The organism is Undibacterium sp. TJN19 (assembly GCF_049339485.1).
GTDB lineage: Bacteria > Pseudomonadota > Gammaproteobacteria > Burkholderiales > Burkholderiaceae_D > Undibacterium.
The window spans coordinates 351030-374398 of sequence record NZ_JBMPPL010000004.1; the positions used below are offsets into that span (position 1 = coordinate 351030).

The window sequence follows — 23369 nt, forward strand, 5'->3', positions numbered from 1 at the left end:
ACTCTAACAAATACACTGCCTTCATGACCACTTTCCTGACAATTCAACAAGCAGCGGCGACGACGGGCCTGAGCGTTCATACCTTGCGTTATTACGAGCGTATCGGCCTGATTGATCACATCCCGCGCCAGGAAAATACCCACAGGCTGTATCGTGAAGAAGACCTGCGCTGGATAGCATTCTTGTTGAAGTTGCGTTCTACCGGTTTGCCGGTAAAGCAAATGCAACGCTATGCCGAATTGCGCCGGCAGGGCGATGATCAGGAAAGTGTGTCAGAACGCAAGGCCATGCTGCAACAGCATACCTTGTCACTGGAAGCGACACTTGCAGAATTGCAGGCGAATCTGGCTGTCATGTACAAGAAAATTGCCATGTATGCCGATATCGAAGCGAATTTGCAGGATAGTGTCGCAACCGGCAATCATGCTCACACTCTTGATAAGGAATATAGCAATGGATACAAAGATAAGCACACGCCAACTGGGTCTTGATGGCCCTGTCGTTTCCACCATAGGCCTTGGTTGCATGGGCATGAGTGATTTCTATGCCAACCGCGATGATGTCGAATCCATCGCCACCATACACCGCGCGCTGGAACTGGGTGTCAATTTTCTCGATACCGCCGATATGTATGGGCCATATACCAATGAAGAGCTGATCGCCAAGGCCATCAAGGGAAAACGTGAACAGGTTTTCATTGCCACTAAATTTGGTATCGTGCGCAATAGCAGCGACCCGCTCGCCCGTGGCGTTGATGGCAGCGCAGCCTATATACGACAGTCAGTCGAAGGCAGTCTGAAGCGCCTGGGTGTAGAAACCATAGACCTGTATTACCAGCACCGCATAGACCCGCAAACACCGATCGAAGAATCAGTAGGTGCACTGGCAGACCTGGTGAGGGCAGGCAAGATCCGTTACATAGGTCTGTCTGAAGCATCGTCGCAAACCTTGGAACGGGCGCATAAAGTACACCCGATAACGGCCTTGCAAAGCGAATATTCATTATGGTCACGTGACCCGGAAGAAGGCGTGCTGGCGACCTGCCGTCGGTTGGGTATAGGTTTCGTGCCCTATAGTCCGTTGGGCCGTGGCTTTTTGACCGGTGCCATCACCAGCCCGGATCAGTTTGCAGAAGATGATTACCGCCGTAACTCTCCACGGTTTCAGGGTGAAAATTTCAACAAAAACCTGTTGCTCGTCGAGAAGGTAAAAGAAATCGCCGCACGCAATGACTGTACGCCAGGTCAGCTGGCACTGGCCTGGGTTCTGGCGCAAGGCGATGACATCATCCCCATCCCTGGCACCAAGCGCCGCGTGTATCTGGAAGAAAATATACGCGGTGCCACATTGCAAATCGACAAGGCTGATTTGCTTGAACTTGACGCCATCTTCCCCATGGGCGCAGCGACAGGTGCACGGTATCCAGAAAACATGATGAAAAGGCTCAATGGCTAGCACTTAAAAGTGTTTGAATGAAACCCATGTGTCGACAGCAAAGAGAGAACGCTTTCCTGTCGCCGCATGGGTTTCGTTTTGACTACATCAGGTGATGCCTAATAGCTGGTTCAGTTGTGCCATTTCTTCACGCCAGCCCCGTTGCTGCTGCAATTTCTGATGCCGGGGTTTGCGTGCCAGGTCAGCATTCAATAGCGCCTCCAGTTCGCATAAACGCATGAGCTGTTTTTCTGTATCTGCATCTGTGGCTGTGTCTGTGTCTTTTACGTATGCAGCCTGATCAGATGGTAATAATCTTTTCAATCCGGCTGATGACGATCCTGTCGATAACTGGTCAGGCCCGTAGCGCAGACGCTGATATGCACTGTCTGCCTCAAGCCATCTTTCCAGATGCCCCTCTTGCAACACCCAGAACTCCTTGCAGCTTTGTTCTATCAAATCCCGGTCATGCGATACCAGCAAAAAGCCGCCCTCAAAATCACGTAAAGCCTGGGTTAGTTCCTGCTTGCCCTGCATATCCAGATGATTCGTTGGCTCATCCAGAAACAACAGGTGATAGCTGGCCAGTGACAGAGCCAGAAACAGCAGGCGTGCACGTTCGCCACCGCTGAGCGAGGCGACTTTTTGCTGATGGCGATGATAGGTAAAACCGGCAGAAATCAATGCCTGTTTGCGGGCCAGTTCGGTGCGAGCCGCTTCTGTCTTGGCGACGAAAGGGTAGAGCGCATCGGGCAGGCTGGCTGTACTGTCAAGTTGTTGCAGGGATTGATCGTAATAGCCGAATTGTGCCGCACCATGCCAACTGATGTGCTCACTTGCCCGGTCTGACAATATCGCTTGCCAGCATTGCCTGAGCAACGAAGATTTGCCCGTGCCGTTGGCACCGAGTACGGCAATCTTGTCGCCAGGCCTGATATTGAACTGGGCGACCTTAAACAGGGCTGGCAATCCCGGTGCTGCGCGTACATCCAGGTTGTCCAGCCTCAGCAATTGGTTGGCCGCCGAGGTCTTGCCGTGCAAGCGCAGTTTCCACCGCACACCTTCGGTGATGGTGGTTTGTTCATCCTTCAGTTTATCGACGCGTCTTTGCATGGTCTTGGCCTTGCGCGCCAGGTCTTCGTTGTCATAAGTGCGGCCCCATATCGCCAGGCGTTTGCTGCTGGCAGCCAGCCTGTCGATTTCAGTTTGTTCAGCATTGCGCCTGGCCAGCGCGGCTTCATCGGCTGCCGCCAATGATTGCAAGGCGGCGGAGCAAGGCTGCTCAAAGCAGAACAACTGCTTGTCGCGCAATATCCAGCTTTGCCTGGTCACGCTGTTGAGCAGGCGCTGGTCATGCGATACCAGTATAAAAGCCCCTTTCCAGTTCAACAGAAAATCTTCCAGCCACAGCAGCGATGGCAGATCGAGATGATTGCTGGGTTCGTCCAGTAGCAAAAGATTGGGGTCACGCAGCAAGGCGCGCCCCAGCATCAGCCGCGTATGCTGGCCGCCGGAAAGAGATTTGACCGCAAGCTTAGCGGTGGCTTCATCAATATGCAGCTCATGCAGCAGGCTGTCGACGCGCCAGTGCCGCCCTGACTGGTCCAGGTGTTCTGTATGCATTGCCTGCTCGTCTATGGCGTCGAGCATGGCATCATAGAGAGACAGTTCTGCCAGGGCTGTTGGCAGGTGCTGTTCTACATATTGCAGGCGGCAACTGCGTGCAAACTGTATGCTGCCGCTGCTCGCCTCTTGCCCGCCTGCGAGTAAAGAGAGCAAGGTCGATTTGCCACTGCCGTTATGGCCGATCAGGCCGATGCGCTGACCGAGTTGCAAGGTGAAATGAAGATTCTGGAATAAAACGCCATGCGTGGTTTCCAGTTGTAACGCCTGGGTAGAAAGTAAGGTAGTCATGCTCTTGTCTTTGATTTGGGATGCAAGCATCCACGTCAACACGAGCGCTAACGATAGCTGAGCCGAGAACAGGCCCAAAGAGGGGGTAAATGATTAAATTGCTCTCGTCTTGTTATCGCAGCGCGATGGAACCGGAACAAGAGCAGCCAAATATACCAAAGGTACGTATGCACCAAACGACGTACTTATTAACTTCCATGTTTCCTCCTTTCGTTTCTGTGCGAAGGAGCGCCCACTACATCGTCGACGCATTCACGGGTTAATGAAGCTAATGGGCAAAGTTTATAAAAGATCGCGTGACAAGGCAAGTGCGGGCTTTTTCGCTGCCGTGCTATATCAGCTTACGCCGCAATGGCAACCGATAAAGTCACCACATAACCCAAGCTTGCATTACCGGTAACACTGACCATTTGCAGGCTGGTACCATCACTGAATACATTGTCCGTTGCATAAGTGATTTGCGCGAGATTGCGTACACTGGCGCTGTAACCTGTTGCCTGGTACACCTCGTTCAGGCTTGCCATGGGGAAGGTGAATTGCGAAGTCTTGACTTTATTGCCAGCACTGCTGGCTTTTGCCAGGCTAGGGTAGACCTCGAAATGTACATGCGGGATGCGGCCAGAATAACAACCTGGGAAGATAGTCGTAAAACTGACATTGCCACTGCTGTCGGTCTCTTGTACGCCCCGTAAATAATTTTCATTGGTGACACCAGGTGAATACATCGAGTAGTTGCCATCCCGATCACAATGCCAAAGGTATATCGCATAGCCGGCCAGCGATGCGCAACTGGTATTGGTGTTTGCCAGTTGCAGTTTGATGGTCAATGGCACACCCGCCGCCGTGGCGCTGGCACCCGCGATGCTGGAACGGATATCGCTGCGTACGATGCCCGACAACACCAGTGCATTGGCAATGCTGCTGCCATTGCTGTTGGTACCATCACCTGGATAAGGGCCAGCGGTTTCTTCGGGAATCACGGCGCAGGAAGCACTACCCGTTGTTGTGCCCGTGCCAGTACCAGTACCGGTAGTTGTGCCGCTTGTACCTGTCGTACCAGAGCTGGCTGTGGTAGTCGCTGCCACCACGCTGGTACTTGCATCGCTGCCACCGCCACAGGCGATCAGTGAAATCGCACTGGCACCGCTGGCAGACAGCCAGCGCAGCATCTGCCGACGGTTGGCAGCGGTTTGCAGCAGCCTGTTCAGGTCTTGTTCCAGATGTGTTATATGATTGTTCATGAGGGCTGGTCCTTGCAGATTTGACGATGTCTGCATTTTGTCGCGCAGCCCTGTTAAATGCGGTAAAGCAAACGTAAAGATAGGTAAGGAAATTGTTGCGCGCCGGGGTTTGCAATGTCGTTGCAAGGCTTGATGCGAGACTGTAAAAGCAGGTAAATTTGCCGGCTGTACTGGCAAATCTTGTTATGATTCTTCCTTTGATTCTTCCTTTGATTCTTACTTTTACCATGCTGTTTCTCTGACCAGATAATGACCAAGGTTTTACTTGCCGATGACGATGTGGAATTGCTGGGCATGCTCAAGGAATATCTTGAGCGTGAAGGTTTTATCGTCACTGCGGCCCACGATGGCGAACAGGCTGTGGCAGAGGCCTTGTCTGGCCGCCATGAAATCGTCGTGCTCGATGTCATGATGCCGCGCATGAATGGCATCGATGCCTTGCGCCGCATACGTGGTGCCAGCCGCACTCCGGTGCTGATGCTGACCGCCCGTGGTGACGATGTCGACCGCATCATCGGCCTCGAACTGGGCGCAGACGATTATGTACCCAAGCCCTGTACGCCACGCGAACTGCTGGCCAGATTAAGGGCTATCCTGCGCCGCACCCAGCTTGTCAGCAATGCCGAACAAGACCGGCAATCGCTGATCGTGGGTTCACTGCAATTATGGCCGGGGCAAAGGCGGGCAGAATGGAACAACAAGATACTCGACCTCACCAGCACTGAATTCAGCCTGCTCGAACTGCTGGCAAAAAATGCCGGACAAACCGTCAGCAAGAATGAATTGTCCGAGCAGGGCCTGGGGCGGCCCCTGGCCAGGTTTGACCGCAATATCGATGTCCACCTCAGCAGCATACGCCAGAAAATCAGCGCCTTTGCCGATGGCCGTGCCGTCATACAAACCGTCTACCGGCAAGGTTATATGCTGACGCGGGAGTAAGCCGTGGGGCGATTATTCTGGAAGTTTTTTTTCTTCATCTGGCTCGCACAACTGACTGCAATTGCTGGTATCAGCACTACCTTATGGTTGAAGCACATGAGTGATGATGGGGCAGCCATGCATGCGGAACGGGCAGAGTTTGCACCACCACCTCTCCATGCTGAACCACCTCCAACTCTTCCGTCATTCAAGGGTGGCGAAGCTGCGGATACGTATCCAGTTGTATCGCCACCAAGATCATCACCAGGCCAGCGTGGTTTTGGGGAAGGCCGTCACCCTGGACCTGAACAGAATTCCCGGGCCATCATTCCCATGCTGGGAGGCCTTTTTGCCAGCCTCTTATTTGCCGCCTTGCTGGCCTGGTATATGGCAAAGCCGATACGTCGTTTAAGTGAAGCATTTCAGGCGCTGGCGGATGGCAATCTGCATACCCGCATCGGCAGCAGCATGGGGCAGCGTCAGGATGAACTGACTGCGTTAGGGCATGATTTTGATCGCATGGCAGAACAATTGACAGGCTCCCTACAAAGCCAGCGTCGCCTGCTGCATGATGTGTCGCATGAATTGCGCTCGCCACTGGCGCGCCTGCAGGCAGCCATAGGATTGGCGCGGCAACAGCCTGAGCGCGTCGATGAATACATGGCGCGCATGGAGCGCGAAGCCACGCGCATGGATAAACTGATAGGTGAACTCTTGACCTTGTCGCGGCTCGAAGCTGGCGCGACGATAGGTGAAGACCTGGTACACCTCGACGAGTTATTTGCAGAACTGATAGACAATACCCGTTTTGAAGCACAAACCGCCCACAAGGGTTTTGTCGCTGTCTGCCAGCCTGCTGACATGAGCAATCTGTGCATACGCGGCCGTTATGAATTATTGTACCGTGCACTGGAAAACGTCTTGCGCAATGCCTTGCGTCATACCCGCGTTGACACCAGTATTGCGTTGAAGGTGGAACAGCAACAAAACCGGCTTCAAATCACCGTGGAGGATGAAGGCACAGGCGTACCTGAAGCCGAATTGAAAACCATATTTGCGCCGTTTTACCGCGGCCAGCAAGCCGAGCAGAGCACGGAAGGTTATGGCCTGGGGCTGGCGATTACGCAGCGTGTCATGCAGGCGCATGGCGGGCAGATTATTGCCAGTAACCGTGCCGGTGGCGGGCTTTGCATGCAAATGACTTTGCCGCTGGCCCGCAATTGATTTCCCTGGCCGCGAATAATTTACTGTCTGGCTATCTTGCGACTATTTGATGGCATTCGCCAGATGCAAAAACAGGCTGACTGTCAGCCCGCCCTCTTCACGGTTATGCAGGGTGATGCGGCCATCATGGGCTTCGATGATTTCGCGCACCAGTGCCAGGCCCAGACCAGTGCCGCTACGCTTGGTTGAGTAAAACGGTATCAGCGCATTCGACATGACAGTATCTGACATGCCGCTGCCACGATCCATCACGTCAATGCGCAATACTCCTTGTATCATGCGTATGCTGAGGCTGACTTCTTCCGGTGCAGAACCCGATTCATGGGCATTTTTCAGCAGGTTCAACAAGGCATGTTCCATCTGTGCATGGTCGCAACTGACACGTTCTTCAGGCAGCTTGCCCACCAGCTTAAATTCAACCTGTGATTTCAGGCTGTTGATAAAACTGACCCAGTCCGTGCTCTCAAGGCGCGGTGTCGGTAGTTTGGCAAACCGTGCATAGCCATCGATAAAACTTTCCAGATGCCGCGTCCGCTCTTCTATGGTTTGCAGGATGGCAGGCAGGCGTTCAGTCTGCCCGCGCCGCACCAGTTCTGCCGCAGAGTTGGCCAGCGAAGCGACGGGGGCCAAAGAATTATTGAGTTCATGGCTGATGACGCGTATGACCTTTTTCCAGGTCTGCACTTCCTGGCGGCGCAATTCCACTGTCAGGTGGCGCAGTAAAAATAACTCATGATGCCGCCCGTTCAGACTGAAATGGCGGCGCGCCAGGTGATAAACCTCTTCTTCATCTTCCGGGTCTTTGGCGTTGACGGTGAACAGGCCATCGCCACCGCGCTGTATGGCTTCACGCAAAGACACCGATACCTGGTTAAGAATATCTTCAAAGGCATGGCCTTCGATTTTTCGTCCCTGATTCAGCAATTGCCTTGCCGCGATATTGGCAAACACCACCGCGCCCTTGTTGGCTACCAATAGCATCGCTACTGGGGTATTTTGCACCATGGTATCGAGCAACAGTTCGCGCTGTATCAGATCGAGCCTCTGCTTGCGCAACACGTCACCCAATGCATTGTGCGCATCCACCAGTTCACCCAGCTCATCAGAGATGGGCCAGTGAATGCCAAAAGAAAAATCATTGTCCTGGTAACTGATGACCGTCCCTGTCAGTGCATGAAACAGGCGTATCACGGGCTCCAGCTGATTACGCAACAGGATAAGGCCGGTGGGCAAGATCAAGATCAGGCTGAGCACGGCAGACAAGATGAATTCGTCTGGTAAAAGGGCGTGTATGCCAAGGCTGACTACAACAGCCAGCAACAACAATGCAACCAGTAACAGGCTTAAGCGCGTCAGCAGCGAAAATAACAGGCCGCTACGGCGGCCATTGCCATTGCCGACAGCTTGATGGAGAGGGTCGTTTTCTGAACCAGGTGTCATGTGTTGCGGCTGATGCCCAGCCTGTCCATGCGACGGTACAGTGCCTGGCGGCTCAAGCCTAGTTCTGCTGCTGCCTGTGCCACTACACCGTGTGCCTTTTGCAGCGCGCGTTCGATTGCCTCCTTGTCGGGTTCATTTTCACTTGCCAGTACTGTCACACTGGCAGTGTTCAGCCCCAAATCACCTGGCATGATTTCATTTTTTGCCGCCAACAGGCAGGCCCGTTGCAAGACGTTTTTCAACTCCCTGACATTACCGGGCCAGCTGTATTGCAACAGGCTGGTCTGGGTAGTCGTGTGCAGGGTCTTGTCATTCGTCAGAAAATATTCAGCCAAAGGCAGGATGTCGCCCGTGCGTTCTGCCAATGGTGGCAGATACAGTTCGATGACGTTCAGGCGGTACAGCAAATCCTGGCGAAAGCTGCCTGCCCGGATCATTGCGGGCAGATCGGCATTGGTGGCGCTGATGACCCTGACCTTGACCTGCCTCTCCTTGTTGGAGCCCAATCTTTCAAAACGTCCGGTCTCCAGCACGCGCAATAACTTCATCTGTCCGGCCAGCGGCAGGTTGCCTATCTCATCAAGAAACAGGGTGCCGCCGTCAGCAGCTTCAAACTTGCCTTCACGCGCCTTGCTGGCCCCCGTATAGGCACCGGCTTCGGCACCGAACAGCTCAGCTTCTATCAATTCTGATGGCAAGGCACCGCAATTGAGGATGACGAAAGGGCCGTCCCTGACGCTGGAGTTGGCCTGGATAATTTCAGCAATCCTTTCTTTGCCGGCACCATTCGGACCTGTGATCAGTACCGGTACGTCGGCACGGGCGACCTGGCAGGCCATGCCCAGTACACGTTCTGTGGCGGCATCATTCCAGACCAGATTGCGTAAATCAAATTTCTGTTCCAGCTCGCGTTTTTGCTTGCACTCCCTCTGCATGCGCTGGCGCAATGCGCGATTGGCTTGCCCCAGTTCGATCAGGTTTTGTACGCTTGCCAGCAATTTCTGATCATTCCAGGGTTTGCCCAGATAGTCGGCTGCGCCGGATCTGATCAGGTCAACAGCGGCATCCAGATGTGTCCATGCAGTCAGTAAAATCACTGGCAAATCAGGGAAGCGCTTGCGAATTTCCACAAACAGTGCACGGCCTTCATCGCCTGAAGTGGTGTCGGCTGTAAAGTTCATGTCCTGGATCACCAGGTCAACGGCTTTGTGTTCCAGTATCGCCAGGCCCTGTTCTGGCGATACTGCGCAAATTGCATCAATATCATGCAGTGAAAACAGCACTTCCAGTGCCACGGCAACGGTGGCATTATCTTCAATGATCAATACAGTAGGCATGCGCTTCGCTTATTTTGATTGTTGTTTTTGGCTTCAGGTACTGCGGGTTGCTGTTGCCGGAGAAATCGCCGCGGCACGCGCAGCAGGCCCAACCACCGCGATGATACCAAGTATCCAGAAAATCGCAGCTCCTGCCAACAAATATGTTACTGGTAGTTTTGTCAGTTCAAGCTGGCTGACCAGTAACTGGTTCAGTGCGATCGCCATCGTGACGCCACAGAATATACCCAGGCTGGTGATCATGATATTTTCAGTAATGAAGTAACGCAAGATATCTATGCTGCGCGCACCAAGGGCACGGCGTACGCCAATATGCTTGCGTCGCTGGGTTACCCACAGGCTGGAGATGCCTACGATGCCGCTGGCGGTGACCAGCAACAACAATACACAGACTGCGATCAGCATCCAGGCCAGACCATTGTCGGCGCGATAGCGCCTGGAGCGGTCGTTTTCCATACTGCGCATATTGATGATCAAAGGAGTGGCAGACGCTTTTCTGAGTGCCATCTCGACGTCCTTCATGACACGTTCACGCTGGCCAGGTTCGGCACGTACCGAATACTTAGAATACGGGTCGTTCGACATCCGTAACGGCAAGATAACTGAAATTTCTCCTTTCGATCCGATTTGGGCGGCATGGGTCTGCAAACGGTCAAGCACACCGATTACCCGGGTTGCGTTCGCATCGTCACCAGTGCCAAAATAAATGGTTTTTCCTACCACGCTGGCCTGACCTGGAAAAAGCTTCTCTGCAACTGCCTTGGTAATGATGACGACATCAGGAAATTCCTTGCTGGTACTTTGATCTATTTCATGGAATTCACCTGGATTGAAATCACGTCCATCGATCAGTTTAAGACCCCAGAGTTTCATCAGCGATTCAGACGTGATATATATTGATGCGCTGGTGGTGGAGCTGGCCTGCTTCCTGTCCAGCGAAATACCGGCAGTGCTGCCTGACCATGATAGTGGTGTCTGGCTGACACGGATGACACCCTGTACGCCAGAGACGCTGCGTATGGTCGCTTCATCCTGCTTTTGCATGGCGATCTGTTCTGCATGTTCAGCTACCTTGCGATTGCTGAGGTTGATGGAAAACAGATCATTTTCTTCGGCTACACCGCTAGGACGCGCTACTACTTCCATGCGCTGCTGAACGATGTACACGGCGTTTGCCAGAATTGCCAGGCTGATGGCGACCTGCAAGGCCACCAGGATGGCACCGGTCTTGCTACGCATCAGCGCAGACAAAATAGGGCGGATTTCCAGATTGAATTTCATGAGCTTCTCACTGTGATTTGAGTTGTATCGCAGGCGTCACCTGACAGGCGCGCCAGGTCGGGAACAAACCAGCCAAGATGGCTGCCGTGACGGACATGATGAAAGTAATGGCCAACATTTTCCAGTCCATGTGGGCTGCTACGGTCAGTTGTTTCGATTGCAGGGCGATCAGTGCCAGTGCGCCAAAAGCCAAAATCAAACCAATCACGCCACCAGCGATGCCGATGACACTGCTTTCGATGAGGAATTGATTGAATATTTCTTTACGTGATGCGCCCAGCGCACGCCGTACCCCCACTTCTGACGCCCGTACAGAAAATTTCGCCAGTAACAAGCCCACGGTATTGACCAGGCATAACAGCAGGAAGCCAAAGGCCAGCCATGCAGACAGCTTGTTATCGTTACCTACTACCTTGGCTTCTTCCATCCATTCCATGACATTGAACAATTTGTTCTTGGCCTGGCGCATATGGCGTCCCAGTTTGCGCTGTTCAGCTGCGTAATTGTCGAGATAGTTTTGCAGTTCCTGGCGCTGGCTTTCAGACTTTAATTCAAACCAGAAATGCAGCCATGTGCATTCTGAATCCAGACGCCCTTGCCAGCCGGGTGCACTATCGCCAGTGCAGCCCATGCCGCCGGCATGGGTAATTTCATGCCGGACCGCGCTTGCCAGCGGAATAAAAAAATCTTCCTGCACACCAAATGCGGCGTTACGGCCAACAAAACGGTAGAAGCGTGGGCTGGGTTCCCAATTGCTGAGCACACCAACTATCTGAAACTGGTGACCTATCATGGTCAGATACTGACCAACAGGATTGGTTTTGCCATACAGTTTTTCAGCCAGCTTCTGCCCCAGCACAACGACATCGGCACCTTTTGCGTCATCGTTTTCTGCCCATCCCTGTCCATACAAAAAAGGCGTATCAAACATGGGGAAAAAATCCCGGGTCGTGGCGACACCTTCTGATTCCAGCGCGGGCAAATCTTTACGTGCCGGTTCTATGGCCATTAATATGCCGTATAGCGCGGTACGTCTTTCACCAATCTTGGCTGGCAAGAGGTTCATGACATCGCGATAACTCATCTGGTGGTCATTCGGTTGTTCACCGGGCGTATAGCCTTTCAATGGGCCGTTATCCATTAATGGCATGAACAGCAGATTGCTCTTTTGTGGTATCGGGTCACCTGACATCACATGCAGGATTGTCAGCGTGGAAATGCTGGCGGCAACACCTACCGCCAGGGTCAGCACCATCAGGGCAGTCAGCGCCGGGTTGCGGCGCAGGCTGCGTATGCCCAGTAAAAAATAATATTGAAACATCATGCGGCTCCTCAGGCGACTGCCGAACTATCGACTTCGTTGGCTGAAGCCGCATCGGCCTTACCGTCTGATTTGGCATCATAAAGTGAAGGCATCTTGCGTACCAGGTCGCTGACCTGACCATCGATGATATGCACATTGCGCTGGGCACGTACGGCCAGTTCAGGATCATGCGTGACCATCAAAATGGTCGTACCCTTGGCATTGATGTCTTCCAGCAATTCCATGACACTGCGTGCCATTTGTGTATCCAGATTACCGGTCGGTTCATCGGCCAGCAATAACTTGGGTGAGCCTGCCAGGGCGCGTGCAATGGCAACACGCTGCTGCTGCCCCCCAGACAATTCAGCCGGAAAATGCTTCATGCGTGAGGCAAGACCAACCTGGGCCAGTGCCGCTTCTATGCGTTCCCTGCGTTCAGCGGTATTGAAACCACGATAACGCAAGGGCACATCAACATTGTCGAACAGGTTCAGGTCAGGGATCAGGTTGAAGCCCTGAAAAATGAAACCCAGTTTTTCATTCCTCAAACGTGTGCGTGCATTGTCATTCATGCCTTTGACATTGACGCCGTCCAGCAGGTAATCGCCATCATTGAACTCTTCCAGCAAACCGGCAATGTTCAGGAAAGTGGTTTTGCCAGAACCGGAAGGGCCGGTCACTGTCACAAATTCACCTTCCTTGACGTGGATGTCGAAGCCACGCAAGGCATGGGTTTCGATCAGATGGGTACGATAAACTTTGCTTAATTTTTGCATGCGTAACATAAGAGACTCACTTGATTAATTTAATTGTTAATGGAAATACTCACAGCATTTTCAAACGCATCGGTACCGGATATCACTACTTTGTCGCCATCTTTCAAACCACTTAAAATTTCAACTGCCGAGATACTGGTCGCGCCTAGCTTGATGACCCGGCGTTCTGCGACACCGTTTTCTACGACGTAGGCAAAACGGCCGCCTTCACTTTCTACAAACGGGCCGCGTGGCAACATCATCACGTTGGGCCGTTCTTCTATCAGCAGACGTGCTGTCACACGCTGGCTTTGACGCAGCCCTTCTGGTTGTTGGCCTTTAAAACGTACGCGCGCCAAAATCTGGTTTTTGATGACTTCAGGTGAGATGGCGGTCAACGTACCGGTGGCTTTGCTACCGTTGATCATGATTTCTGCGGTCAGGCCCAGACCCAGATCTGTCATATACGATTCAGGAATTTCTACTTCAACTTCCAGCTGCGACAAATCGACCAGGGTCATCAGGGCAGTATTGGCTGCCACCACGCTGCGGTTGGAAATCGCCAGACTGCCGATGATGCCATCAACGGGGGCGCGCAATTTCAGTTCTTCGACACGGCGTTTGGCATACTCGAGAGTCAGGCGCTGACGTTGTAACTGGCTGCTCTTGGTCTTCAATTCCAGCGTCACATCTTCGCTTTCCAGGCTTGCTGCCTGGGCTGCATGTTTGGCGCGGATCTCGGTGGATTTCATCGTATCCTGGGCCTTCAGGTAATCATTCTTGGCCACCACCCCCACGACGCCGGCAGCCTCTATGCGCTGAAATGCACGCTGGGCTGCCACGCGATCAATTTCAGCCTGGTCGGAATCACGCTGGGCAATCAATTTTTGTTTTTTGGCGAGTATCTGCTGGCGGGCGACTTCAGCTTCGAGTTGCTCGGTATTGGATTGTTCGCGTTTCAACTGGTCATTCAGATCGTCAGATTCAATTTCAGCGACGATGTCACCTTTCTTCACTGTCTGGCCCGCGTTGACTTTCAGGGTGACCGTACCACCTGCGCTGGAATACAGGGTCGGGCTGACTGCGGCCACCACCCGGCCATTGACCGCAGCATCCCTGACCAGGGTGCCGTGGCTGACCGTGGCAATGCGCAGGCGGGAGGCGCTGACCGAATGGCTGCTGCTGCGCCACGACATCGTCAGCAAAACTATCGCAGCGATGGTGATGCTCAAGGCACCCGCGATCAGAAGCAGGCGTTTGCGTTTTTGTCCCTGGTCGACGGACATTACAGTATCTTGGGCAGAAGTATCTCGTATCATGATCGTCTAAATAAACAGAATGACCATGTTTAGCAGAAACTGTGCCAGCTATAGGTGATTGATTTTAAAGGATAATATTTATTGTCTTTTTGTCCGCTTGTCCGATATCTTGTCCGCAGTAACTTCCGGACTGGTCGACAGCATGGCAGCGGCGAAGGTTTATTGTGCCGTGACCGGCGCGAATGCAGAAAGGGGCAGCCTGTTCGCTGCCCCTTTCTGTTTTAATTCGCTGTGCCAGGCTAACCAGCTTGGTGGTGACGCATGATCTGATGTCGGTGCCAGTAATGTTCTGACGCAGCCTTGAAGGCATCGCGCTGTTTCTTGATACCACCGAGTTTCACTTTGGTTGTCTTGGCACCGAAAGTCCCTTTTTCGGGATGCTTGATGGTCAGCACATCGGTCAGCATGCTATCAGTATATTCATAGGTGGCAACGTTATCCCATGACATCGGACCGCTTTCACCTGGCAGTATCCAGCCCGCATAAGTGACCCTGATTGACTGCTGCTCACTCAGGGTAAATTCAACACCGGGAAAATATTTCAATACGAGGGCACGTTCTTCCTCATTGGCCGGTTCATAACGATAGGCCAGGCTATGCTCATGTGCCTGGGCAAAATTCTGTTCATATATGGCCCACAAGCGCTGCTCGATTTCGTCTGCGGTCTGAATATCAGCTGCCCAGGTATGTGAAGGAACACTGGTGACGATGGCACCATATTGCGCTTCTTCTATAGGGTAACTGACGTTCTTCATGCGCTCAGCCATTTTTGGGTGGCTGTCATAGGGGTGCGGGACGCTGGCGGTTTTCATCAGTTTCAGAAATTCCGACGATTGCGCATAGGGGTGCAAACCTGAAGCAACAAAACTGGCAATTCCCAGTGCTGAACCATGCTGTTCATTGCGTGAAAATAATTCGTCCTCTATTTGCGAACGGTAATTGGCATACGCCGCAATCTTGATCAGCGAATGCGAGATCGCTGCCGGAGAAATCACTTTCGCAGCAATCCGGTCAGCCAGAAACTCACGGTCACGGCTGCTGCGCGCAGACGCCAGCTCAAAAATCATGCGGTACAGGCACATGAGATAAAACACCATGGGTACATGCGAATCGCGCATTTCATGACAATACTGGTCATATTGCGTCAGCTTGGGTCCCAGGGCAGCACTGTTGGCAGTGTCACCGCCCCGGAAATGCGCTAGCTCATGCGCCAGGACAGCATCTGCTTCGTGCTGGCTCAGCACGCGCAACAGGGGGATACTGATAAACAGGCTACGACCACGCACGGTTTTGCCTGCCACGTTCAAAGGTGCTTCAGTAACAAAGAAATTGCTGTCTATGCCTGCCACGATATTGTTTGGGGGTGCCGTCTTCAGACGGGCAGCCAGATCACGTACCCGCTTCCAAAGGCCAGGTGCCATCTGCTCGGAAATAAATTCACCCTGGACCTGCCCATTGTCTTTCACACGTTTGAAGATGCAGGCGATTACATAAAAGATCGCCAAGGCAACAAAGAGCACAGCACCGATAATCAGTTTGATTGAATAGCGATTAAAGAAAAATGCCGTTACCCAGAATGACAACCACATCACCATGGCGCCCTGTGCGATGGTTTCGGCGGTACTGCTGAAGGTGAGAAAACGCCAGCCCGCCACGAAACTCAGATACTGGGCTTTTTCATCGAGAAAAGCCATGCCACCCAGTAACATCACGGCAATCAAGACAACTACGCCGCCAATCATGGTCCAGAGCGCCACTTTTTGCGCCACGTAAAACTGCCAGTTATCGGAATAGCGGGCGCAAACTTGCGCACGGTAGCTGGCAGCTTCAGCGCTATGGTTGCTGCAAACACTGGAAGGCGGGTTCTTTTGGAAAAATTCCTGATTGCGTAGTTTTTCTTCCGCATTCAGGCTATGGTCGGCGTCGATTTGCCGTGATACGGCTTCGACGAAAGCCGCGTCATGTTGTGGTTGGGCGTAGTGCACAAACCAATAGGTAAAACCTGGAATCAGGAACAGTGAGAGCAGTGAATACAGCAATACTTTTGCCAGATCTTTTTTTATGGTGATTCCTGCTGACATATGAGCGATAAATCCGGTTGTCTATGAGAAGGGTGGTAAGTGAGTCAAGTATTGTGTATTGTCATGCGAGTCTTGCTGACCAGGTCGCCTCGTTCTCTTGAGGGAAAATAAATAAACAAATACAGATCAAAAAATTATATAAAAATTATCGAAATAAAACAATGCAGACTTAAGTCTGCATTATTCCAGTCATCGCAGTCCTGCTATTGCACTTCCATCACAATGCCATAACAAGGGTTTGATTTGGCAACAGCTTACAGACTTATCTGTTTGCCGCATAAGGATTGTAAATATAGCCGGCCAGACACGCAGTGCTGCCGATACTGGTCTGCAGCAGGATAGATTGCATATTGGCGGCGCCATTAAATCCAAATACATCCAGCAATGCTACCCCGGTAGCATTCACAATCACGTAGAGTCCAAACAGAAACAGGGCGATGAAGGTACGCGAGCTACCGGACATGCGGCCCAGCAGCATTGCCATGGCACTCATGCTGAAAACACCGCTGACCAGCGCCACGGCCCTTAGCGGCTCATGAGCAGACCAGCGTATGGCAATGACCGCAGTCAATAACAGGCCCAATATGACCGTGGCAGCAAATTGCCGTAGATAACGCTGGCGAATGCCGCCAGAGACAGTGCCAGTCATTTCGGCTGTTGCTGCCTGGGTGTCTCGGGTGCTGATATCACTGATCAGGATGCCCCAGACTGCCACCGCGATGCTCAGCAGGCCAGGTAGTGCCCTCAAGGGGCACACTATTGATATCAGCGCCATGACGATCAGCGTAGCGCTGGCAGCGGGTGCCGTAACTACAGTCAGGGCAATGTCGGCCAGTACTTGTCCTGGCATGCCGGGGACAGACTGAGCCAGACGGAATAAGGGTTGTGCCAGTTTCGAAAGCGGGCGTAAAAAATGGTTCAGGTATTCCAGTGGCGAACGACGTTTCTGCGCCCGCGCCATTTTCACATAGTCGGGCGAAAAGCGATGAAACAAGGCAATCGCTGGCAATAAGGGTAATATGGCCAGCGCTGCCGTAACACAACGCATCCCAATGAATTGTGTCGACCACAACCAAGCTGGAATCATGACCGGTGTCAGGGCTACATTGAAAGTGGCTGTTCCCAATGACAAGTGCCTGATATCGAGATGCGTCTTCAAATTGATCATGGACATGGCAAGACCGCTGAAATCGAAATACAAGAGCGGGCTGAGTTGTCCGGGGGCGGCGGTATCTATTTTACTCATCAGGGAAATTTCAGCAATCCAGATGAAGAAAAAAATAACGTCCCCCAGCTTGCCCATCAAGGGAGAAAAGCTGTCGAACAGAATGGCGCAACTGATGCTAAAAAATACCATGGGTAGCAGTATTACTGCATAGGTTTGCAGGTAAATGCCGATTTCTATAGGGCCATCCCCACGCAAGGCATGGCAGACCAGCATGGTGCCCAGAAAAGCCAAAATCAGGCTGATCAGATATACGACACCACCCAGCCAGCGGCTGAACAAAAACAGGGTATTGCCAACCTGTGTTGCGGCAATCACGCCGCCAGTGCCACTGCGCAAATCTTCGGCGATACGGCCACGTGCGAGATAAAAACCAGCCAGACCAAACAGAAAACCAGATAAAGTCGCACTGCCCAATGCCAGGGCTGAACTGGTGTACAAAACCCGGGCTTCGCTGATCGCAATCAGGGTGGTGCCGCTTTGCGGATCGGGAATCATGCTCCAGCCTATTGCGATGATGGCCAGCAAGGTAACAATGGTGCCCAGTCGCCGCATGCGCAGACGCACTTCGTTGACGACCAATGCGGTCAACATGGCGGCGTTCATGCAGCTATCTCCTGGCTGGCATAACGTTGTGCCATCAGGGCTTCTTCCAGACTGGGCGCAGCATGTTCTGCGCCGGCACAGGGCTGATGTGGATGGGCGATGCGCAATGTGATCCGGTTGCCCTGCTTCTGACTCTGCAATACCTGTACCTTGCCACGCAAATTTTCATATTCATCGGACGCCATTTGTGCAGACCAGATTTGTCCATGCGCCTGTTCCAGTATTTGTTCCGGTGTTTCGAAAGCGATCAGTTTGCCATGGCGCATGATCGCCAATTGACTAGCGATGCTTTCCACATCAGACACAATATGGGTGGACATGATCACCAGTTTTCTGAAACCCAGTTCGCTTAATAAATGACGGAAACGCAGGCGTTCTTCCGGGTCCAGCCCGGCTGTGGGTTCATCGACGATCAGGATATCGGGATCATTCAATAAGGCCTGCGCAATACCCAGGCGGCGACGCATGCCGCCAGAAAATGTCGATGCCTGACGGTGCGCCTGGTCATGCAGGTTCACCATTTCCAGCAAGTGCCGTATTCTGGCAGGGTCGCGTACTCCTTTCAGGGCGGCAAAATACTGCATGAATTCCAGTGCCGTCAGGTTAGGATAAACGCCGAAATCCTGTGGTAAGAAACCCAACCTGCTGCGTATGGCCTGCGGTTTTCTGACAATATCCTGTCCCTGAAAAATGATGCTGCCACTGCTAGGGCGGGTCAGTGTTGCCACCATTTGCATGAGCGTGGTTTTACCTGCTCCATTGTGACCGATGAGACCCACCACACCATGACTAAGATTGAGTGATACATCCTGGACTGCCGTCAGGTTCTTGCCAAATTTTTTTGTAATATTGCGAATTTCCAGCATGATTTATCCCTCACCATATCGATCAAAATGAACTGATGAGACTGTAAATGAAACAAGTCATTGTTACCGCGCTCATGAGACAGAACGCAAAATCTCAGGGATGAAAAGCAAATTTGCTGGCTTTCTTATCCAGAAATGCCGGCAACGGGGACGACGATCAGACCAGGCAATATATTTTTCGGTCAGCGGTTGCTGCCCGCCCATAGGTTTATACTGAGCCGTCACCAAAACCTTGGTGTTCCCAGGAGAAAGTCATGAGTAAGGTACAACAGAGTAATAAAGAGACCAAGAAGCAGGCAGCCAGCACGCCAAAAGAAAAGAAGGCTGCCAAGCAAGCCAAGAAAGAAGCTTCGACAGTCATTCCATGGACACAACGCACTGCCTGATGTAACGCAGAAACAGTAACGCAGAAACTGTAACGCAGAAACTGTAACGCCGAGGTGTGCACAGGCGATACCAGTTTGACGGTCTTCAGACTTTGCCATCACTGCCCCTTATTTTTCGTCCTTTGACTGGAAAGTAAGGGGCAGTGATGTGTCATATCAGTAAAAACGCAATATCAGCTTCAACATCACCCGGCCATAAACCTGGCGAGATACTCAGGAGAATTAATAAACTGACCGATGAGCGTGACCGTATCGGTGCCGGACTGCGCGAGCAATTGATTAAACGTGGCCTGATCCGGTGCATGACCGAGCAGGCCGATATAATCGAGCGTGAGCGAGACCTTGCTTTGTGAAGCGGCCTTGAACTCCGTTGATTCCGTAAAGCCCGCCAGCAAATCCCCCCGGCTCACCCCATTACCGAGCTGCCCCAGCCAGTACGCCTTGCCCGCCGCATCCGATGTCCGGTGCAAGACATTCTGGTACACCCGGTCCACAAAGGCACCGTTATCCAGACTGCCATACGTCGTCTGGAACTCCGTGCTGGCCACAAAGGACGCACTGATCTTGGAGAGATTCATGCCCGCCTTTTCCTGCTGCATCCAGTACGCCAGCCCATCCTTGTCCGGCAGACGGTCAAAGGCCCCGAAGTACAGACGGCTCAGACTGCCTATCCCATTCTGGAATTCAGACGACGCCATGAACGATGCCGCCACCTGCGCCCTTGTCATCAGACCACTGTCGATCTGCTTTTGCCAGTACGCAATCCCCGCCGCATCCCCTTCGCGGAACAACACATCACGGTATAACTGCATGGCAAACAAATCCGCACGGTGCAAGACATCATTGTCCTTGACCAGTGGATTGGTGCCCAGCGTGAGCTCCACCGCATCCGGTATGCCATCCCCATCCTTGTCGTTCGGCAAGCCCGTCACCGGCGTACTGGCGGTCTTAAAGCCCAGCGCCCCCGTCAGCACGATCTTGCCATTGGTCAGGCCATCACTGTCAAACACACTGCCATCGGTGACTTTGAAGTCCACCTTCAGCTTGCCGTTGACGGTCGTGATATTGGTGGCGATATTGACCCAGTCACCTGTCTTGCTCTGTACCCAGTACCCATTGACCGGTGCCAGTGCATCGGTATAGAGCGACATGGTGGTTTCACTGCCCGCAGTGGCGCCCTCGATCTGCACCGTCAGCAAGCCAAACGGCATGGTCAGGTCTGTTGGGGTCGTGCCGCTTGGCATGGTCAGTGTCTTGGTTTGGGCCAGTCGCTGGTTATTCCATACCGTCACATAATGCTGGTCAGGGAAATGATTATTCCATGGCAGCGACGTCACATCTTTTTGCGACTGATCCAGAATACCGTCGCCGTTGCCGTCGCCACTGCCAATACCGCTCAGGTTGGGGACCGCATTCTCTACCCGTTGCGGGATGCCATCGCCATCGGCGTCCGAATCGCCCGGGTTGCTGTTGTCGGTCGTATTGATAATCGTATAGGCCTGCGCAACCGTGGGGCCACCATTACCGGCCAAATCCGCCACTCTGACCTGTAAAGTCTGGCTGCCACCGAGAATCTGGTTGGCCAGCGACCAGCTCGTCGCCCCGATGGCCGTCGTGGTGTTGATCCAGCTCGCCCCGTTGTCGAGCGAGACCTGGACTGTTTCACCGGCCAGCAAGCCCGTACTCAGGGTGCCGGTGATGGTTTGTAATGCCGCAGTGGTGATGAAATCGGTACTGCTGATGCCATCATCATTGGAGAACTTCAGGTTACCGGCGCTGGTGGTGGGGGCTGTATGGTCAACCTGGTACAACTGGCCGGTAAAGCCGCCACTCAGAGGCAGGCTGGCGGTATCGACAATCCCTGTGCCACTGCCTTTCAGATTCAGGCCCAGGCTACCGTCGCCGGTGAGGCCGGTGATCTTGACGCTATAGGTGGACGGATCGAGTTGCGTCACGCTGCTGATGGTGCCAGCGGCAGTTCCCGTGGCAGCCAGGGCAAAGGCGGCGGCATTGACACCGGTCACGGCTTCACTGAACGTCACCTTGTAATCGATGCTGCCCAGATTGGTGTTTTCAGATTGGATACGGGTCATGCCGGTAGCCGTTGGCGGGACGTTGTCGCCGACTGCGATCACCAGGCTCTTGTCATACGTGGCACCAGAGGCATCGGTTGCCCTGACCAGCACGGTGTAATTGCCTGGTGTCATGCCCAGCGGGTTCTTGGCAACCAGGGTCGCACCGGAAACACTGAACTTGCCATTGTCTTTGTCATTCGTGCCATTACCGGCCACCAGGCTAAAGCTGGCGGTGTCACCCGGGTTGGGATCGGTGGCCGTCAGCGTCCCGACGCTACTGTTGTCGGCAGAGCCTTGCAGGATGGTGGCGGGCAAGAGGCTGATGTTGGTCGGGGCAGCATTGATGCCGGTCGCAATGACAGTCGTGGTGTTGTTCAGGACCGCTGATGCAATGCCGTCATTGGCACTGATGGTGAAGGTGGTGGTTTCTGTGCCGCCAACGGGGACACGGCCAGCACCAGGCTGGAACACCAGACCACGGATGGCCGTCTGCACGACCGCCGGACTTCCCGCGGCATGGGTATAGGTCAGCCCCCCATCGGCGGTCGAGAAGCCGGTGGCTGCCAATGAGGCCGCAGTGAAGGCACCTTTGGCGGCCACGTCCAGGCTGATGATGATGGTTTCAGATGCACCCACATCCGGGTCAGTGATGGTGACCCCGGTGAAGGGGGCAACGGTCGTGGTTTCGGTGACAGTCTGGCCCGCGACGACACCACCGATGGCGGGGGCGACGTTGTTACCGGTGACGGTGATGGGGTTGCCAAACAGGTCAGCGATGACGACGGCCACGTCAGCACCGGTATTCCAGTCTTCCAGCATGCCCAGGTTATAGGTGGTGGTGTCGGTGGACGACGTACCATCCTTGTTCATCCGCAATGCCAGTGCCGCCCTGTCGGTGGCACTCATTGTCATGTTGAAGCTGGTGTTGGAGGTGATGTCGACGTTGGGGGTATCGGTCAGGGTGTAATTGAAGGCGCCCTGGCCCAACAGACGGATGCGGTTGGCGGTGATGTCATTGGCGGCACCCGTCAGGCTCAGCAGGTTGGTCCCGGTGACGACCAGCACGCCGGTGGCGACGTTGTAAGTCGCTGAGGTTACGGTCGGTACTGCCACGTTGGCAACAGTAATACCATTACCAGTCAGGTCAGCAATGACGACGGCGGCATCAGCACCGGCATTCCAGTCTTCGGCCGCAATCAGGTTATAGGTATTGACACTGGTGGAGCTGGTGCCATTCTTGTTCATGATGAGGTTGGCACCCAGGCGGTCAGCCGCACTGAGGGTCAGGGTGAACGAGGTGGCGGAGCTGATCTCGACATTGCTGGTGGTGGTCAGGGTATAGCTGGACCCGCCTTCACCTTGCAGGCTGAATTTATTGGCAACGATGTCGTTGGTGGCACCGGCCAGACCGGTCAGGCCGGTGCCTGTCACGACCAGTACGCCAGTCACGGCGTCATAGGTCGATGAGGTAATGGTCGGGACAGGGATGTTGCTGACGCTAATGGCGGACGTTGTCACGGCGATATTACCGCCGGTAATGGCGCTGTCCCAATCATCAGCGGCAGCCAGGTTGTAGGTCGTGCCGCCCGTGGATGATGTGCCATTTTTGTTGAACAGGGCTTCGACGGCAGTCCGGTCGGCACCGGCGAGTGTCACGGCAAAGCTGGTGGCGGAGGTGACTTCGACATTGCCGGTGGTCGAGAGGGTACGTGTTGCAGCGCCTTCTCCGGTAATGGTCAGGGCAGTGACAGTAATGTCATTGGTGGCACCAATGGTCTTGACGAGGTTGGTGCCGGTCACGCTCAGGATGTGCGTGGTGATGTCGTAGGTGGCGGAGGTGATCGTTGGGGCAGCCACATTTGACACCGTGACGGCATTGCCGGTCAGGTCGGCACTGGAGGTGGTGGTGGCATCCCAGGAGGCAGCAGCAGCCAGGTTGAAGGTGGTGGTGTCAACCGCAGAGG

Annotated in this window: 17 protein-coding genes; 5 read left to right on the forward strand and 12 right to left on the reverse strand. The window is 53.6% G+C overall.

The features are described 5' to 3' along the window. The first annotated feature begins 23 nt into the window (after positions 1-23). Positions 24-491: a MerR family transcriptional regulator gene (locus tag ACO0LH_RS15150; RefSeq protein WP_422941934.1), complete on the forward strand. Its 468-nt coding sequence runs from the start codon at positions 24-26 to the stop codon at positions 489-491. After that, positions 454-1455: an aldo/keto reductase gene (locus ACO0LH_RS15155; protein ID WP_422941936.1), complete on the forward strand. Its 1002-nt coding sequence runs from the start codon at positions 454-456 to the stop codon at positions 1453-1455. The genes ACO0LH_RS15150 and ACO0LH_RS15155 overlap by 38 nt, the downstream gene beginning before the upstream one ends. An 87-nt stretch (positions 1456-1542) precedes the next feature. On the opposite strand, the gene ACO0LH_RS15160 is transcribed toward ACO0LH_RS15155, so the two are convergent. Together ACO0LH_RS15160 and ACO0LH_RS15165 are read right to left on the reverse strand one after the other, a co-directional pair. Then, positions 1543-3348 carry an ATP-binding cassette domain-containing protein gene (locus ACO0LH_RS15160; protein WP_422941937.1) on the reverse strand — a complete coding sequence of 602 codons (1806 nt, stop codon included), beginning with the start codon at positions 3346-3348 and terminating at the stop codon, positions 1543-1545. A gap of 341 nt (positions 3349-3689) precedes the next feature. After that, positions 3690-4589, reverse strand: a complete 900-nt coding sequence (locus ACO0LH_RS15165; RefSeq protein ID WP_422941938.1) for an intradiol ring-cleavage dioxygenase — start codon at positions 4587-4589, stop codon at positions 3690-3692. 249 nt (positions 4590-4838) lie between these two features. Between ACO0LH_RS15165 and ACO0LH_RS15170 the strand changes: the two genes are divergently transcribed. Continuing rightward, on the forward strand, positions 4839-5528 hold the full coding sequence (locus ACO0LH_RS15170) for a response regulator (protein ID WP_422941939.1): 690 nt from the start codon (positions 4839-4841) through the stop codon (positions 5526-5528). A gap of 3 nt (positions 5529-5531) precedes the next feature. Next, positions 5532-6731 (forward strand): ATP-binding protein, encoded by a 1200-nt coding sequence (locus ACO0LH_RS15175; protein WP_422941940.1) that lies wholly within the window; start codon positions 5532-5534, stop codon positions 6729-6731. A gap of 42 nt (positions 6732-6773) precedes the next feature. Here the strand turns inward: ACO0LH_RS15175 and ACO0LH_RS15180 are convergent, their stop codons facing one another. From ACO0LH_RS15180 to ACO0LH_RS15220, 9 genes are all read right to left on the reverse strand, one after another. Continuing rightward, positions 6774-8171: a sensor histidine kinase gene (locus ACO0LH_RS15180; protein WP_422941941.1), complete on the reverse strand. Its 1398-nt coding sequence runs from the start codon at positions 8169-8171 to the stop codon at positions 6774-6776. After that, a complete protein-coding gene (locus ACO0LH_RS15185) occupies positions 8168-9508 on the reverse strand; it encodes a sigma-54-dependent transcriptional regulator (RefSeq protein ID WP_422941942.1) in 1341 nt (446 codons plus the stop codon). Before ACO0LH_RS15185 ends, ACO0LH_RS15180 begins: the two co-directional genes overlap by 4 nt. A 33-nt stretch (positions 9509-9541) precedes the next feature. Continuing rightward, on the reverse strand, positions 9542-10789 hold the full coding sequence (locus ACO0LH_RS15190) for an ABC transporter permease (RefSeq protein WP_422941943.1): 1248 nt from the start codon (positions 10787-10789) through the stop codon (positions 9542-9544). A 7-nt stretch (positions 10790-10796) separates the two neighbouring features. Beyond that, positions 10797-12110 carry an ABC transporter permease gene (locus ACO0LH_RS15195; RefSeq protein ID WP_422941944.1) on the reverse strand — a complete coding sequence of 438 codons (1314 nt, stop codon included), beginning with the start codon at positions 12108-12110 and terminating at the stop codon, positions 10797-10799. A gap of 11 nt (positions 12111-12121) precedes the next feature. After that, entirely contained in the window at positions 12122-12877 is a 756-nt protein-coding gene (locus ACO0LH_RS15200) for an ABC transporter ATP-binding protein (protein ID WP_422941945.1), read from the reverse strand. Positions 12878-12897: 20 nt separating this feature from the next. Next, positions 12898-14133, reverse strand: a complete 1236-nt coding sequence (locus ACO0LH_RS15205) for an efflux RND transporter periplasmic adaptor subunit (protein WP_422941946.1) — start codon at positions 14131-14133, stop codon at positions 12898-12900. A gap of 272 nt (positions 14134-14405) precedes the next feature. After that, complete coding sequence (locus ACO0LH_RS15210; RefSeq protein ID WP_422941947.1) at positions 14406-16247, reverse strand: M48 family metallopeptidase; 1842 nt, start codon at positions 16245-16247, stop codon at positions 14406-14408. Between the two features lie 262 nt (positions 16248-16509). After that, on the reverse strand, positions 16510-18078 hold the full coding sequence (locus ACO0LH_RS15215) for a hypothetical protein (protein ID WP_422941948.1): 1569 nt from the start codon (positions 18076-18078) through the stop codon (positions 16510-16512). Then, on the reverse strand, positions 18075-18944 hold the full coding sequence (locus ACO0LH_RS15220; protein ID WP_422941949.1) for an ABC transporter ATP-binding protein: 870 nt from the start codon (positions 18942-18944) through the stop codon (positions 18075-18077). The genes ACO0LH_RS15215 and ACO0LH_RS15220 overlap by 4 nt, the downstream gene beginning before the upstream one ends. A gap of 254 nt (positions 18945-19198) precedes the next feature. On the opposite strand from ACO0LH_RS15220, the gene ACO0LH_RS15225 reads away from it, so the two are divergent. After that, the gene (locus ACO0LH_RS15225) at positions 19199-19330 is read left to right on the forward strand and encodes a hypothetical protein (protein ID WP_422941950.1); all 132 of its coding nucleotides are present in this window, start codon (positions 19199-19201) and stop codon (positions 19328-19330) included. Positions 19331-19515: 185 nt separating this feature from the next. Here the strand turns inward: ACO0LH_RS15225 and ACO0LH_RS15230 are convergent. Further along, on the reverse strand, positions 19516-23369 hold a 3854-nt coding region (locus ACO0LH_RS15230; RefSeq protein ID WP_422941951.1), incomplete at its 5' end, for a DUF4214 domain-containing protein.